This window comes from Pseudomonas sp. FW305-E2, assembly GCF_058782925.1.
In genome coordinates this window covers 1-14,626 of sequence record NZ_JBYSYE010000074.1, presented here as the reverse complement: position 1 = coordinate 14,626, position 14,626 = coordinate 1, and the positions used below count along the sequence as shown (strand labels likewise).

General features: G+C 63.5%; 15 protein-coding genes. 13 read left to right on the top strand and 2 right to left on the bottom strand.

Annotation, left to right across the window (positions count from 1 at the left end; all coding sequences use genetic code 11):
* Positions 1-114 precede the first annotated feature (114 nt).
* The 9 genes from alaC to AC3WLP_RS27130 all read left to right on the top strand — a co-directional run bounded on the left by alaC (position 115) and on the right by AC3WLP_RS27130 (position 9,104).
* The gene (gene alaC, locus AC3WLP_RS27170) at positions 115-1,323 is read left to right on the top strand and encodes an alanine transaminase (protein ID WP_004576357.1); all 1,209 of its coding nucleotides are present in this window, start codon (positions 115-117) and stop codon (positions 1,321-1,323) included.
* 114 nt (positions 1,324-1,437) lie between these two features.
* The gene (locus tag AC3WLP_RS27165) at positions 1,438-2,565 is read left to right on the top strand and encodes a hypothetical protein (RefSeq protein ID WP_012051227.1); all 1,128 of its coding nucleotides are present in this window, start codon (positions 1,438-1,440) and stop codon (positions 2,563-2,565) included.
* A gap of 160 nt (positions 2,566-2,725) precedes the next feature.
* Positions 2,726-3,109 carry a YkgJ family cysteine cluster protein gene (locus AC3WLP_RS27160; protein ID WP_003248590.1) on the top strand — a complete coding sequence of 128 codons (384 nt, stop codon included), beginning with the start codon at positions 2,726-2,728 and terminating at the stop codon, positions 3,107-3,109.
* Positions 3,110-3,372: 263 nt separating this feature from the next.
* A complete protein-coding gene (locus AC3WLP_RS27155) occupies positions 3,373-3,936 on the top strand; it encodes a GNAT family N-acetyltransferase (protein ID WP_003248588.1) in 564 nt (187 codons plus the stop codon).
* Between the two features lie 56 nt (positions 3,937-3,992).
* Entirely contained in the window at positions 3,993-4,520 is a 528-nt protein-coding gene (locus AC3WLP_RS27150; RefSeq protein ID WP_012051229.1) for a sigma-70 family RNA polymerase sigma factor, read from the top strand.
* The gene (locus tag AC3WLP_RS27145) at positions 4,517-5,488 is read left to right on the top strand and encodes a FecR family protein (protein WP_012051230.1); all 972 of its coding nucleotides are present in this window, start codon (positions 4,517-4,519) and stop codon (positions 5,486-5,488) included. The genes AC3WLP_RS27150 and AC3WLP_RS27145 overlap by 4 nt, the downstream gene beginning before the upstream one ends.
* Before the next feature lie 76 nt (positions 5,489-5,564).
* A complete protein-coding gene (locus AC3WLP_RS27140) occupies positions 5,565-8,090 on the top strand; it encodes a TonB-dependent siderophore receptor (protein WP_088513034.1) in 2,526 nt (841 codons plus the stop codon).
* Between the two features lie 67 nt (positions 8,091-8,157).
* Positions 8,158-8,697 carry a hypothetical protein gene (locus AC3WLP_RS27135; protein WP_088513033.1) on the top strand — a complete coding sequence of 180 codons (540 nt, stop codon included), beginning with the start codon at positions 8,158-8,160 and terminating at the stop codon, positions 8,695-8,697.
* A 20-nt stretch (positions 8,698-8,717) separates the two neighbouring features.
* Positions 8,718-9,104 carry a lysozyme inhibitor LprI family protein gene (locus AC3WLP_RS27130; RefSeq protein WP_012051232.1) on the top strand — a complete coding sequence of 129 codons (387 nt, stop codon included), beginning with the start codon at positions 8,718-8,720 and terminating at the stop codon, positions 9,102-9,104.
* Positions 9,105-9,239: 135 nt separating this feature from the next.
* Here the strand turns inward: AC3WLP_RS27130 and mnmH are convergent, their stop codons facing one another.
* On the bottom strand, positions 9,240-10,352 hold the full coding sequence (gene mnmH, locus AC3WLP_RS27125) for a tRNA 2-selenouridine(34) synthase MnmH (protein WP_088513032.1): 1,113 nt from the start codon (positions 10,350-10,352) through the stop codon (positions 9,240-9,242).
* Positions 10,352-11,386 (bottom strand): selenide, water dikinase SelD, encoded by a 1,035-nt coding sequence (gene selD / locus AC3WLP_RS27120; protein WP_088513031.1) that lies wholly within the window; start codon positions 11,384-11,386, stop codon positions 10,352-10,354. Before selD ends, mnmH begins: the two co-directional genes overlap by 1 nt.
* A 126-nt stretch (positions 11,387-11,512) precedes the next feature.
* Here selD and AC3WLP_RS27115 point away from each other — a divergent pair, with 126 nt between their 5' ends.
* The 4 genes from AC3WLP_RS27115 to AC3WLP_RS27100 form a co-directional block, all read left to right on the top strand.
* Positions 11,513-12,367, top strand: coding sequence for a putative selenate ABC transporter substrate-binding protein (locus tag AC3WLP_RS27115; protein WP_088513030.1), 855 nt, complete (start codon positions 11,513-11,515; stop codon positions 12,365-12,367).
* Positions 12,364-13,173 (top strand): phosphonate ABC transporter ATP-binding protein, encoded by an 810-nt coding sequence (locus AC3WLP_RS27110; protein WP_088513029.1) that lies wholly within the window; start codon positions 12,364-12,366, stop codon positions 13,171-13,173. The genes AC3WLP_RS27115 and AC3WLP_RS27110 overlap by 4 nt, the downstream gene beginning before the upstream one ends.
* Positions 13,167-13,994, top strand: coding sequence for a PhnE/PtxC family ABC transporter permease (locus tag AC3WLP_RS27105; protein WP_003248575.1), 828 nt, complete (start codon positions 13,167-13,169; stop codon positions 13,992-13,994). Before AC3WLP_RS27110 ends, AC3WLP_RS27105 begins: the two co-directional genes overlap by 7 nt.
* Positions 13,991-14,626, top strand: a 636-nt coding sequence (locus AC3WLP_RS27100; RefSeq protein WP_103340318.1) for a phosphate/phosphonate ABC transporter permease, incomplete at its 3' end; no start/stop codon positions are given. The genes AC3WLP_RS27105 and AC3WLP_RS27100, both read left to right, overlap by 4 nt.

Sequence of the window (14,626 nt, the reverse complement as noted above, 5' to 3'; positions counted from 1 at the left end):
ACAGGAAATTATCCTTTACAGGGATCATGTTTCGGCACTATCTTCTGATCCAGGCCGCCACATCGGCCAACGTCGCTCGGACGGTTCCGGGCGCTTACGTCCTCAGAGGAAGCCATGGCCAACCCAGGTTCGCCGCGCCGCTTTGCGCGCATCGATCGTCTCCCCCCTTACGTCTTCAACATCACTGCCGAGCTCAAGATGGCCGCCCGCCGCCGTGGCGAGGACATCATCGACCTGAGCATGGGCAACCCCGATGGCGCCACCCCGCCGCACATCGTCGAGAAGCTGGTACAGGTCGCCCAACGTGAAGACACCCACGGTTACTCCACCTCGCGCGGCATCCCGCGCCTGCGCCGGGCCATCTCCAACTGGTACAAGGACCGCTACGAGGTCGACATCGACCCGGAAAGCGAAGCCATCGTCACCATCGGCTCGAAAGAGGGCCTGGCCCACCTGATGCTGGCCACCCTCGACCAGGGCGACACGGTGCTGGTGCCCAACCCCAGCTACCCGATCCACATCTACGGCGCAGTGATTGCCGGTGCCCAGGTGCGTTCGGTGCCGCTGGTGCCGGGTGTGGACTTCTTCAACGAGCTTGAGCGGGCCATTCGCGAGTCCATCCCCAAGCCGAAGATGATGATCCTGGGCTTCCCGTCCAACCCGACCGCCCAGTGCGTGGAGCTGGACTTCTTCGAGCGCGTGGTGGCCCTGGCCAAGCAGTACAACGTACTGGTGGTGCATGACCTGGCCTATGCCGATATCGTCTACGACGGCTGGAAAGCCCCGTCGATCATGCAGGTGCCGGGTGCCAAGGACATTGCGGTGGAGTTCTTCACCCTGTCCAAGAGCTACAACATGGCCGGCTGGCGCATCGGCTTCATGGTCGGCAACCCCGAGTTGGTCAGCGCCCTGGCACGGATCAAGAGCTATCACGACTATGGCACCTTCACCCCGCTACAGGTTGCAGCCATTGCCGCGCTGGAAGGCGACCAACAGTGCGTGCGCGACATTGCCGAGCAGTATCGCCAGCGCCGTAACCTGCTGGTAAAAGGGCTGCACGAACTGGGCTGGATGGTCGAGAACCCCAAGGCGTCGATGTACGTGTGGGCGAAGATCCCGCCGGAGTATGCGCACCTGGGTTCGCTGGAGTTCTCCAAGAAGCTGCTGGCCGAGGCCAAGGTCTGCGTGTCGCCGGGGATCGGCTTTGGTGACTATGGGGACGACCATGTGCGCTTTGCGTTGATCGAGAACCAGGACCGTATTCGCCAGGCCATCCGCGGAATCCGGCAAATGTTCCGGGCTGATGGTTTGGCTCGCAAGTAAGCCCATTGGGGCTGCGAAGCAGCCCCAACTGCCTCTTGGGTGAGCTTTCCGCCTGCCTTCTGATTACCCGTACGCCTACCGTCAGCACTCATTTCTCACCAAAGAGATCTCCCCATGAGTGTCTTCACCGCCTACTTCTGCGGCACTGGCTCGCACCGTTTCGACGACGCCAATCCCAACTTCTGGAATGGCGAGCTGGTCTCGACCCTGGCCAGTAATGACCAGAGCCGGGAATTCGCCCACTGGATCGCCGTCGACGGCCCAGGCAGCGGCAACCTTCAGGATGACAACCTGTTCGTCGAACCCGGCGGCTATTTCAACTGGACCGGCCAGCTGTTTGGCCGCGGCTGGGAGGAGAACGTCAACCATGTGCTGCAGGTCATCAAAGGCGAAAGCAGCTGGCGGCGCACCAAACTCAGTGAGCAAGAATACGAGCGGCTGAAAGCTGCCGGCGTGCCCATTCCGGACGTGTCTTCCTCCGCCTCATGGTTCTGGCGAACCTACGACTATGGCGATCGCCACCCGACCCCGCAGGAACTGCAGGAGCGCATCATCAGCATGTTCCGCAAACCGCGCCTGCCAACCCAGGTCAACCTGGTGGGCTGGAGCAGGGGAGGGATCAGCTGCCACATGCTGGCCAATGCCATGGCGCAAGACCCTGTATTGCGGGGCATACCGGTGAACATATTTGCCATCGACCCGGTGCCTGGCGTTGGTAACGTGCAAGTCGAACGCGTAACGTTGGCGGATAACGTCAAAGAGTACGTAGGCTTCTACTCAAGGGATGAGCGCTCCAAAGGTTTTGCCTGCGTGATCCCTTCGGTCGCCAAAGGGACACGGATATGCGTTTATCCGATGCCGGGTCGCCATGCCACGCTGGTGGGCAACGCCTCGGCTGATGGCGCAGGCGATGGCAAGGTGCTGGCCGAACCTGGGCTGATCGTTCGCCACTTTGCCGAGGTTTGCCTGACCCGCTGGGGCGTGCACCTGGACAAACGTCTGGCCTTGAGCAGCAGTCAGTTGATGAAGTATCACCAGGTCATGGCGGCCGCCGACAGGCAGTATCAGGCCATGCGCAGTGAGTCCTACACGGTACTCACCGAGGGCGATAAAAATGATCGTCTGGTGCACTGTGGTGAGGTGCATACGCAGTTCAGCAAGGTACAGGGAGGCAACTACAAGCCGAGCGAAGGCCTGGGTTTACAACGCTGGGATGCTGAAGCCTACCAGCCCATCTGCTAGCTGAAAGGGGGCGGCCGGTGAATGCACTGGTCGCCCTTGTTCAGTGGCCGGATCAGCGGCAACTTTTTTTGCATTCCCCCTCTATCCAGCGGCCCCTGGTTGGATTAAAAATGGCGCCGCGGGCCAGCCCCGATAACAACCACCTTCCCTCCGTGACATCATGTCTGAATATAACCCTTGCCTTGACTGCGGCGCCTGCTGCGGGTACTTCCGTGTGTCCTTCTTCTGGGGCGAATGCCAGTCTGCCGGGGGCGTAGTGCCGGACGACCTGGTGGTACAGATCAACCCCACGCGCGTTGCCATGATCGGCACCGATGCCAAGCCTTGCCGCTGTGTCAGCCTTCAGGGCGAGATCGGTAAAGAGGTGGCTTGTACGATTTACGCCAACCGTTCCAGCCCGTGCCGCGAGTTTGATGCGTCGTGGGAGGGTGGGGTGCATAACCCGAGCTGTGATGATGCGCGGGCAGCGTATGGCCTGCCGCCGCTGACTCCGCCAGAGGCCAACGAGCCGCATTGGCCTGATGATGGGGCTGAGGTGGCCTGAAGTATCGATCAGCCTGACGCGGTCGATGTGGGCCTTGCGTCGCGAAAGGGCCGCACAGCGGCCCCAGGCATCAGCGGCGCCGCGAGAATTGCCAGGGCTGCTTTGCAGCCCTTTCGCGACGCAAGGCCGCTCCCACAGATAGCGTGCAAGGCTCCTGGCCTGTGGTGAACCTGCCGGCGACGGCTGCAAAGCTGCCCGAGATGCCTGAACCCTGCACTTGACGTTAAACTGTCATCTCCCCAGCAATGGACAGGAGATCCGGCGTGACCCCTCCCCGCAGTTTCCCCAGTGACCTCTGCCTCGACAGCCCACGGCTGCAACTGCGCCCCATGCGCCATGCCGATGCCGCGCAGTGGCTGGCGATCATGGCCGACCCCGAGGTCATGCGCTATTGGCACCATGCACCCTGGCAAGACCTGGCCGAGGCCGAAAGCGCCCTGGCCGCCGACCGCGAAGCCTATGCCAATGGCGACCAACTCAAGCTCGGCATGTACCGCCGCGACAACGGCGAACTGATCGGCATGGTCCAGCTGTTCAACATCGACGACATTTCCCGCCGTGGCGAAATTGGCTACTGCCTGGCCAGCGCCGTGCAGGGCAGGGGCTACATGGACGAAGCGCTGACCTGCTTCATCGACTACCTCGCCCACACCCTGCATATGCGCCGCCTGGAAGGCGAAATCGACCCGCGCAACCAGGGCTCGGCACGCACCCTGGAGCGGCAAGGTTTTGTGCTGGAAGGCACCTTGCGGGCGCGCTGGTGCGTGGCGGGAGAGTTGTCCGACTCTGGCATTTACGGCTTGTTGCTCGAACCACCTGTTGCATAGTCTTACGGCGAATAGCTACTATTCGGGAACAATTCTCACTTGTGTCCCGGTGCCCCATGCCCGTAGCCGACTCACCGAGCCCGTACCCGCTTGAACAGCTGTACAGCGAGCACCATGGCTGGCTTTTCAGCTGGCTACGTCGCAAGCTGCGTTGTTCGCACAGCGCAGCCGACCTGGCCCAGGACACCTTCGTGCGCATCCTGGCCTCGCGTGATGCCTTGCTGGGCATGCGCGAGCCACGCGCCTACCTCAGTACCACCGCACGCCGCCTGTTGATCGACCGGGTGCGCCGACAGCAAATCGAGGAGGCCTACCTCAGCGAACTTGCCTTGGCTGCCGAGGCGCTGGAAGGGCACCAGTCTCCCGAAAGCATCCTCATCACCCTCGAAGCGCTGGAACAGATCGCTTTCCTGCTGGAAGGCCTGCACGTGAATGCCCGCGAGGCCTTCGTCGGTTACTACCTGGACGACCTGACCCAGCCTCAGATTGCCAAACGCCTACAGATTTCCCCACGCATGGTGCGCAAGTACCTGGCCCAGGCCCTGATCCATTGCCACCGCACGCTGGACATTGCCGAACCGTGAATCCCTCGCGTATCGAACAGGAAGCTGCCGAGTGGGCCCTGTGCCTGGGCGAGGGTGAACTGGATGCCGACGAGACGCGCGAGTTCGACGCCTGGCTGCAGGCCGACCCACGCCACGGCGCCACCTTGCGCCGCATGCAAGGGGTGATCAGCCAGGTGCAGGCACTGCGCGAGCAACGCGGACCGGTGGGCGCCGGGCTGCGCGCCGGCGCACAGGTTTCGGCTTCAGGCTCGGGTGCACGGCGCACGTTGCTCGGTTTGGCCCTGGCAATCTCCTTGCTGGGCACACTGAGCCTTTCCGGTGGTACGCCGCGCGACTGGCTGGCCGACTTGCATACAGCGCCGGCGGAGTGGCGCAGCCAAACCTTGGAAGATGGCTCGCAGCTGACCTTGGCGGGCAACTCTGCCGTGGATGTCGAGTTCAGCACTGGCGAGCGGCGCATCCGCCTGCTGCATGGCCAGGTGCTGGTAGATGTCAGCCATGACCCGACGCGACCCTTCGTGATACAGACCGAGGAAGGCAGCTTCAAGGCGTTGGGTACGCGCTTCGTGGTCAGCGAAGGCCACGCTCGCAGCGAGCTGACCATGCTTGAGTCCCGGGTCGAGGCGCGCACTGCCGTGTCCGGCGATCAGTTGGTCGTCGGCCCGGGCGAGCGGGCATGGGTGGCGCGTGACGGGCTTGGCCCGTTGCCGGCCATCGACCCGGCACGGGTCGATCGGGCCTGGCAGCATCACCAGTTGGTGGCCGACGGCGTACCGCTCGACCAGGTGCTCGATGCCTTGGCCGAGCAACGCCGTGGCGTGCTGCGCTTCGACCGCCAGGCAATGCAGGCGATCAAGGTGTCGGCGGTACTGCCTCTGGATGACAGCGAAAGGGCCCTGCGCCTGCTGGCCGAGGCGCTGCCGATTCGTATCGGCGGCGTTGGCCGCTGGTGGACCACGGTCGAGCCCGTCTCACGAGAAAATTGATTCAGGTGGTTCCGCTTCTGCGCAGTGGCCCGTCAGAGAAGAGGCCAACCGATCAAGAACAAGGAGCCGATCCACCATGCGCCGATTCCCTGGCCACCCCGTCCTCAGCCCGCTAGCCCTGGCCTTGCGCCTTTCCTGTGCCGGGCTGGCCCTGTCCGTTGCGACCCTGCCGGCCGTCGCCGAGGAGGCCGCCCGCCGTAGCTTCGACGTGCCCGCCGGCAACCTCGCCCAGGCGCTTGGCAGCTATGCCCAGCAAGCCGCCGTGTCGCTGGCCTTCACCCCCGAAGCACTGGCCGGCCTGCAAAGCAACGGCCTGCATGGCCTGTATTCGGTGGACAGCGGTTTTGCCGTGCTGCTGGCCGGCAGTGGCTACCGGGTAGAGCGTAGCGATAACGGCTACCGGCTGGTGGCCGAGCCGCAAGCGGCGGTGAGCAGTGAGGCGATGGAACTTGGCGTGACCACCGTAGCCGGGCAGGGCATGGGCCAGAGTACCGAGAACACCGGCTCCTACGCACCGGGCCTGATCAGCGTTGGCTCCAAGACCCCGACCAGCCTGCGCCAGACGCCGCAATCGGTGTCGACCGTGACCCGCCAGCTGATTGAAGACCAGCAACTGACCGACATCAACCAGGCGATGAAAGTGACGCCGGGGATCGTCACACAGAGCACCACCTTCCGCACCCAGGACTTCATCTCGCGTGGTTTCAGTATCCAGAACCTGCAGATCGACGGCGCTGCACCGCAGGCGCTGGGCACCGCGATGGGTTCGTTCTATTCGTCGAACATCTTCGAACTGGCCGAGTTCGACCACATCGAGGTACTGCGCGGTACTGCTGCGTTGTATGGTGGCTCGGGTGACCCGGGTGGCATCATCAACATGGTGCGCAAGCGGCCGACTTCTTTTAACCAGCTGAAGCTGACCCTGTCGGCCGGTAGCTGGGACAACTATCGCCAGGAGTTCGACCTGTCCGGCCCGCTGGGCTGGGATGGCCGCGTGCGTGGTCGCCTGGTGATGTCCAACACCGATCGCCAGTATTTTACCGACAACCGCGCCACCGAGCGGCCGTTGGTGTATGGCGTGCTGGAGGCGGACGTTACGGACGACACCATGCTCACCTTCGGTGCTCGCTACAACAAATCCCACGAAACCGGCAGCAACAGCGCGGTGCCGCGCTACAGCAATGGTGCTGACCTGAACCTGCCACGGCATACCGGCCTGACCAAGAAGTGGGCCTACCTCGACGCCACCGCACGCGAGTACTTCGCCAAGGTGGACCACCGATTCAACGACGACTGGAAGCTCAACCTCAGCTACACCAACACGTGGGACCTTGGGCTGTTCAAGACGGCGACCACCCTGAATGCAGTAGACCCGGTGACCAATAGCGGGGCGACCTGGTACGGCACCTCGACCCGCCAGGAGAACGAGCAGCACCTGTATGACGGTAACGTCTCTGGCCACTTCCAGGCCTTTGGTCTGGACCATGAAGTGGTCTTCGGTGCCGACTACCAGAAGATCGACAGCCGGTGGCTGGGCACTGCGCCTTATGCCGCCTCGGGCGCGCCGGCCAACGTGTTCGACCCCGACAGCTCGGCGTTCGACGACCCCGGCAACGGGCGTGACTACAAGCGCGACTACAGCCCCAACTCGCAACGTCAGTACGGCCTGTACGGCAGCCTGCGTTTGCAGCTGGCCGAACCCCTGCACCTGATTGTCGGGGCACGTGCACAGCGTTTCCACTTTTGGCAGACCTACACCAACAACCTGACCTCTCCAGCAAGTATCTCCAGCCCGGAGCAGCGTATAGGCACGAAGGTCACCCCGTTCGGTGGCCTGGTCTACGACCTTGACGATCAATGGTCGACATACGTCAGCTATTCGGAAATCTACAAACCGCAGTCCAGCCGAATCAGCGGCCCTGCGCAAAGCGGTTCGCCGCTTGAGCCCATGACCGGCAAAACCTACGAAACCGGCCTCAAGGGTGAGTTGTTCAATGGCGCACTCAACGCCAGCGTGGCGCTGTACTACAGCACCCGCGAAAACGAAGCGGTGCAAGACCCGAACTTCCTGGCCACCAACGCCGGCTTCTCGGGCAGCTGCTGCTATGTGTCCAACGGTAAGGTGGTTAGCAAGGGCATCGACATGGAGCTGTCTGGCGAGCTGCTGCCGGACTGGATGCTGGTGGGGGGCTACACCTTCAACCTGAACCGTAACCGCAGCGCCGATGCACCGCTGAGCACGGTGATGCCAAAGCACCTGTTCAAGCTGTACAGCACCTACCGGCTGCCGGGTATCCTCAGCGACTTCAAGGTCGGCGGCGGCGTGCAGGTGCAAAGCGCCACGTACATGAGCGGTACAGTGAATCGCTACGACAGCAGCGGCGCGCTGGTTGAGCGAAACGTACCGTTCGACTTCGACCAGAGCGGCTATGCGATCTGGAACGCGTTGGTCGAATACCGTGTCGATGATCACTGGAACGTCACGCTCAACGGCAACAACCTGTTCGACAAGAAGTACTACGAAACCGTGGGTACTTCGACCTATGGCAACTACTATGGTGAGCCACGCAACTTCATGGTGACCCTGCGCGGCACCTATTGAGGGTTTGGAAGCGGGGCAGGGCCTGGGTTAAGGTCGTAGGCTGTCCCGTTTCTCTCAGGAATCCCCTTTGCCCGCTTTCTACCTGAGTATCAGCCTGCTGCTGTATTTGCTCGCCCTGTTCTTCGATGGTGCGCTGATGAGCGGCGAGCGTCATATGCCGGCCCTGCAGATGCTGCTGTACGGGCCATGGGGCATGCCGTTCGGCTTGTACCAATGGTTTGCCAATCCGCTGCTGGCCCTGGCCATCCTGGCTCATCGGCGGTTTCGCCGGCTGGCCTTGCTGGCCGGGCTTGGGGCGGCGTATCTGGCTGCCAGCAGTTTTGGCATCGACCGTTTGCCGGATAACCGCAGCTACGAGTTTCATGACCTTACCGGTTTTGGTGCTGGCTTCTACCTGTGGCTGGTAGCAATGGTGGTGTTTTGCCTGGGGCAAGCCTGGTTTTGCTGGAAGGCGCGAAGGGCTGACGACATGCCAGGCTGGAACTGGCTTGATGTCGCCTTGATTGCCGCCCTGGGGGTAGCGTTGTATGCAGCGACGCAAATGCCCTCGCTGCGCTTCGAGCCAGGCAAGGTGCTGATGCCTCCGGAGCAGCCGCAGACGCTTTGATACCCACAAGGAGGGTTAGCATGATCAAGCATTACCTGGCAGGCCTGGCACTGGCCTGCGTGCTACCGGTAGCGATGGCGGACGATTACACGGCGGCCTACGGGCAGTGCATGGACAAGGCCTCCAGCACCGTGGCCATGAGCGCGTGCATCGGGGCCGAAACGCAAGTGCAGGACCAGCGCTTGAACCGGGTGTACAAACAGTTGATGGGCAAGCTGGATGCCGGGCAGCAGAAGAGCCTGCGGGATGTGCAGCGCAAGTGGCTGGCCTACCGTGATGGCAATTGCCAGTTCCATGTACAGGCCAGTGGCGGGACCCTGGCGCAGCTGGAAGGTGGCACCTGCATCCTGGACATGACCCGCGACCGCGCTGCGGAGCTGGAGCGGGTGCTTAGCCCTGGGCAGTAGCGCCTGTTCAGGCATGATTGGCCCACATTTGCAGGCGCGGGTTCAGCCGCGAACACCGGCTTTACCGGTGTCCTGCTCCGCGTTGCCTTCTTCGCGGGTGAACCCGCTCCTACAGGGCACTACAGGGTGCTGGTTCTATTTGCGCGGTTCGCGCAGCGCCCGGGCCTTGAGGTACTCGCGCACTTCCACGGCATCCCCGGCAAACTCGATGCGCTCGGCCTTGGCTGCGCGCTGGTAGGCATACATCGGGTCGTAGTACTCGTTCAGCAAGCCTTCGATCCAGCCCCGGTGCAGGTCTACTGCGCCGCTGCGCTGCTGCTCTTGCAGGGCTTCGCGCAGCATCTCGGACAAGCGCTGATGGCGCTCTCCACCCAGACGCTTGTAGATATTGGCCATGCTCTGCAGCATACGTTCGGTAAACAGCCGGGGACCGTCTTCTTCGCCATGCACGGCCTTGAACTCGGCGCTCAGGTTGACCACGTAGTCGCGCAGGATGCGCTCCACGCGGTTGGTGAAGCTGTCTTCAAGCCACACCAGCGGGTAATGCTGCATGCCTTGGTACAACTCCAGCGGCACCGTGCAGCTGCCAACAATGCGGCCTTCATCTTCCAGCACAAACTGCCCGATACCGCGGGCGCGCTTTTTCAGCACGTCGATTGCCAGCTGGTTTTCAAAGTCGATCTGCGCCGGTTGCGCCGTGGCGCGCTTGCCGAAACTGGAGCCGCGATGGTTGGCGTGGCCTTCAAGGTCCAGCACGTTGTCCAACTGGTGCAGCACATCGGTCTTGCCGGTACCGGTCAGTCCACCGACCAGTACGAAATCACATTGCTCCACCGCTTGCTGGGTAGTCTCCAGCAGGAAGGTACGCATGGCCTTGTAGCCGCCTTTGACACGCGGGTACTGAATACCCGCCTCATCGCGCAGCCAGCCCTGCACGATCTGCGAACGCAGGCCGCCACGGAAGCAGTACAGGTAACCGTCAGGGTGCGCCTTGGCAAACGCTGCCCAGGCCTCCAGACGGGCTTGCTTGGTGGTGCCACTGACCAGCTGGTGGCCCAGGGCGATGGCGGCGGCCTGGCCCTGCTGCTTGTAGCAGGTGCCGACCTTCTGCCGCTCCTGGTCGTTCATCAGCGGCAGGTTTACCACGCCAGGGAAGGCGCCTTTGGCGAATTCGACGGGGGCGCGCATGTCCATCATCGGCACGTCGTCGAGGAACAGCTGACGGAAGTCGGTGCAGTCGGGGCGCATCAGATCACCTCGACCGCATGGCTCTGTCGCTCGACCAGCTTGCCGATCGGAGACAGTTTCAGGCCCAGTTCGGCAGCCACGGCGAGGAACTCGGTTTCACCCTCCGGGGCAACAGCAACCAGCAAGCCACCGCTGGTCTGGGGATCGCAAAGCAGGTGCTTCTGGTCGTCGCTGAGGGCGCCGATCTTGTGCCCGTAGCTGTCGTAGTTGCGCAGGGTTCCACCGGGGATGCAGCCTTCGGCCAGGTAGTGGTCGACGCTAGGCAGGCGTGGCACGGCGGCGTAGTTCAGGTGCGCGGTGAGGCCGCTGCCTTCGGCCAGCTCGACCAGGTGGCCGAGCAGGCCGAAGCCGGTGACGTCGGTCATGGCCTTGACCCCGTCCAGCTTGCCGAAGCGGCTGCCGGGCGTGTTGAGGGTGCACATCCAGTCACGGGCCAGGCCTTGGTCTTGCACGCGCAGCTTGGCCTTCTTTTCGGCGGTGGTGAGGATGCCGATGCCCAGAGGCTTGGTCAGGTACAGCTGGCAGCCCGCGCTGGCAGTGTCGTTGCGTTTGAGGTGGTGTTTATTGACCACGCCGGTGACGGCCAGGCCAAAGATCGGCTCAGGCGCGTCGATCGAGTGGCCGCCGGCCAGCGGGATACCCGCTTCGGCACACACTGCGCGGCCGCCGCGGATGACTTCGCGGGCGACTTCCGGCGGCAGCACGTTGACCGGCCAGCCGAGGATGGCAATGGCCATCAGCGGGTCGCCGCCCATGGCATAGATGTCGCTGATGGCGTTGGTGGCGGCAATGCGGCCGAAGTCGTAAGGGTCATCGACGATCGGCATGAAAAAGTCGGTGGTCGAAACCACGCCGCGCTCGTCGTCCAGCGCGTACACTGCTGCATCGTCGCGCGAGGCATTGCCGACCCACAGTTTCGGGTCCAGGGCCTGGGTGCCGCTTTCGGCGAGGATCACGTCCAGCACCTTGGGGGAGATCTTGCAGCCACAGCCGGCGCCATGGCTGTACTGGGTCAGGCGAATCGGCTCGCTCATATGCACCTCTGCAGGTCAAATTGTTGCGCGATTGTAGCAAAGCTGGCCTTTAGGCCCTTGCCTCTTATAATTCCCGGTGTCGGCAAATGTGTCGGCACTTCCCCGCTATTGAACCGGAGAACACCCATGCTCAACCGCCCCCTGGCGCTTGCCGCCGGCCTCGTGCTGTCTTGCTGTGCCGCTGTCGTTCAGGCCGCCGAAACCCTGCGGGTCAGCGCCATCCCCGACGAAGCGCCGACCGAACTGCAGCGCAAGTTCAAGCCTTTGGGTGAGTACCTGGCCAAGCAACTGGGCATGGAGGTGAAGTTCGTACCCGTGGCCGACTACCCGGCGGTGGTGGAGTCGCTGGCCGCAGACCGTCTCGACCTGGCCTGGCTGGGGGGCTTCACGTTCGTTCAGGTGCACCTGAAGGACCCGACCGCCACGCCACTGGTACAGCGTGAGCAGGACGCACAGTTCACGTCCAAGTTCATCACCGCCAACCCCGACGTGAAGAGCCTGAGCGACCTGAAGGGCAAGTCGTTTGCCTTTGGTTCCATTTCGTCCACCTCGGGCAGCCTGATGCCGCGTTACTTCATGCTCAAGCAGGACAATATCAAGCCTGAAGAGTACTTCAGCCGCGTGGCCTATTCTGGCGCCCATGATGCCACCGTGGCCTGGGTGCAGGCTGGCAAGGTCGAGGCTGGCGTGCTGAACGCCAGCGTGTGGCAAAAGCTGGTGGATGCCGGCAAGGTCGACACCACCAAGGTGAAGGTGTTCGCCACCACCCCGACCTACTTCGACTACAACTGGACCGTGCGCGGCAACATGGACCCGGCGTTGAAACAGAAAATCAAGAAAGCCTTCCTGGACCTTGACCCGAGCAACCCGGAGCACAAGGCGATCCTGGACCTGCAGGCCGCCAGCCGCTTCATCGAGACCAAGCCTGAGAACTACAAGGGCACCGAACAAGCTGCACGCGAGGCCGGCCTGCTCAAGTGACAGCTTCGAATGCGGCAATCCATCTTCACGGTGCCAGCCTGCGTCATGGTCAGGTACGCGCGCTTGACGCGGTGAGCCTGCGGATCGCGCAGGGCGAGCGTGTCGCCATCATCGGGCCGTCGGGGGCGGGCAAGTCCAGCTTGCTGCACCTGATGGCCACGGCCGTTCAGCCCACCAGTGGGCGCCTGGAGTTGCTTGGCGAGCTGCCTTGGGCGCTGTCGGCAAGGGCACGCCAGCGACTGCGCGCGCAGGTTGGCCTGGTGCATCAGGCGCCGCCTTTGCCACCGCGTCAGCGGGTAGTGACCGCAGTGCTGGCGGGTCGCCTGGGGCAGTGGGGTACGCTGCGCGGCTTGCTCAACCTGCTGTACCCCAGCGATGTACCGGGGGCGCGCCAGGCCTTGGCCGAGCTGGGCCTGGCCGACAAGCTGTTCGTGCAGTGTGGGCAGTTGTCCGGTGGCCAGTTGCAGCGGGTGGGCATTGCTCGGGCGTTGTACCAGCGCCCGCAGGTGCTGCTGACCGACGAACCGGTGTCGGCCATGGACCCGGTGTTGGCCGACCACAGCCTGGCCTTGCTCAATCGCCATGCCCAAGCGACTGGCGTGACGTTGGTGGCGAGCCTGCACGCCGTAGAGCTCGCGCTGGCGCATTTTCCGCGGGTGATTGGCATTCGGGAAGGGCAGGTTGTGTTCGACTGCCCGGCCGAAGCGGTCACCGAGCATCTGCTGGACGCGCTGTATGCCAACGAACAACTGGCTCCGCCGCCAACCCAAGGGCCGATCCTGACCGTGCAGATTCCGCGATGCTAAAGGCTGACGCCCGCGACCCGGCGCTGCTGCCACGGTTGCTGCTGGCCCTGTTGGCGGTAGCAGTACTGTGGCCGGCTATCCAGTCAAGCGAACTGAACCCCGGGGTGCTGTTGCAGGCGGACAACCGTCAGCAGATTGCCAGCTTTACCAGCGCCTTCTGGCCGCCGGCACATGATGCCGATTTTCTTGCACTGCTGTATGAAGCCACCTTGCAGACCCTGGCCGTGGCGACTGCCGGCATGGCGCTGGCGTTGTTGTTGGCGATCCCGGCTGGCTTGCTGGCCAGCCGTGCCTTGTCCTTGCGTGCTGCTTCACGCGGCGGGCGGGCCGGGTTCTGGTCGCGACTGTTGCGCCTGCCGGTGCGTGGGCTGCTGATTTTCCTGCGTAGCGTGCCGGAGATCGTCTGGGCGTTGCTGTTCGTGCGCGCCGTGGGGCTGGGACCGACGGCGGGCGTACTGGCTATCGCCATCACCTACAGTGGCATGCTCGGCAAGGTTTACGCCGAAATCTTCGAGTCGGTCGACCAGCGCCCGGCGCATGCCTTGTTGCAGGCGGGCAGTGGCCGGCTGGCGGCGTTTTTCTACGGCATCCTGCCCAATGCTGCCTCCGAAGTGGTGTCGTACACCGTGTACCGCTGGGAGTGCGCGGTGCGGGCTTCGGTGGTGATGGGCTTTGTCGGTGCTGGCGGGCTGGGCCAGCAGATCGACCTGTCGATGCGCATGTTTGCGGGTGCGCAAGTGGCGAGCATGCTGTTGACGTTCTTGCTGCTGGTGATCCTGGCCGACCTGCTCAGCCGCCTGCTGCGCTGGAGACTGGCATGAACCGGGTGATCAACTTGGTGCTATTGGGTGCCATCGTGTCAGCGGTGGTGGCCTCGTTCGCATACCTGGAGCTGGACCTGCACGCACTGGTCGGCAATGGCGGGCTGGGGCAGATGGGCGAGTACGCCGGGCGCTTCCTGCAGCCGGATCTGTCTGCGGGGCACCTCAAGGCGGTGTGGCGCGGGGCGCTGGAAACCCTGGCCATGTCTGGCATGGGCACCTTGTTGGCGATGGTATTGGGGATGTTGCTGGCACTGCCGGCGGCAGGCCGCTTCGGTTGGCCGTTGCAAGGGGCCGCGCGTTTGCTGCTCAATGCCTTGCGTGCCATTCCTGAACTGGTGTGGGCTGCGCTGACTGTGCTGGCGGCTGGGCTGGGGCCGAATGCCGGTACCCTGGCTTTGGCGTTGCACACCGCTGGCGTGCTGGGGCGGTTGTTTGCCGAGGCGCTTGAGAACGCCCCGCCCGAGCCGGCGGCAGCGATCCGTTTGCAGGGGGGCAGCCAGGTGGCGGCGTTCTGCTTTGGTACCCTGCCCAACCTGTGGCCGCAGTTGCTGGCCTACAGCTTGTACCGCTGGGAGAACAACATCCGCATGGCCAGCGTGCTTGGGTTTGTCGGGGCGGGCGGGTTGGGG

Coding starts and splice junctions, on each gene's coding strand:
- alaC (WP_004576357.1), top strand. CDS start 115: ATGGCCAACCCAGGTTCGCCGCGCCGCTTTGCGCGCATCGATCGTCTC.
- AC3WLP_RS27165 (WP_012051227.1), top strand. CDS start 1,438: ATGAGTGTCTTCACCGCCTACTTCTGCGGCACTGGCTCGCACCGTTTC.
- AC3WLP_RS27160 (WP_003248590.1), top strand. CDS start 2,726: ATGTCTGAATATAACCCTTGCCTTGACTGCGGCGCCTGCTGCGGGTAC.
- AC3WLP_RS27150 (WP_012051229.1), top strand. CDS start 3,993: ATGCCCGTAGCCGACTCACCGAGCCCGTACCCGCTTGAACAGCTGTAC.
- AC3WLP_RS27140 (WP_088513034.1), top strand. CDS start 5,565: ATGCGCCGATTCCCTGGCCACCCCGTCCTCAGCCCGCTAGCCCTGGCC.
- AC3WLP_RS27130 (WP_012051232.1), top strand. CDS start 8,718: ATGATCAAGCATTACCTGGCAGGCCTGGCACTGGCCTGCGTGCTACCG.
- mnmH (WP_088513032.1), bottom strand. CDS start 10,352: ATGCGCCCCGACTGCACCGACTTCCGTCAGCTGTTCCTCGACGACGTG.
- selD (WP_088513031.1), bottom strand. CDS start 11,386: ATGAGCGAGCCGATTCGCCTGACCCAGTACAGCCATGGCGCCGGCTGT.
- AC3WLP_RS27115 (WP_088513030.1), top strand. CDS start 11,513: ATGCTCAACCGCCCCCTGGCGCTTGCCGCCGGCCTCGTGCTGTCTTGC.
- AC3WLP_RS27105 (WP_003248575.1), top strand. CDS start 13,167: ATGCTAAAGGCTGACGCCCGCGACCCGGCGCTGCTGCCACGGTTGCTG.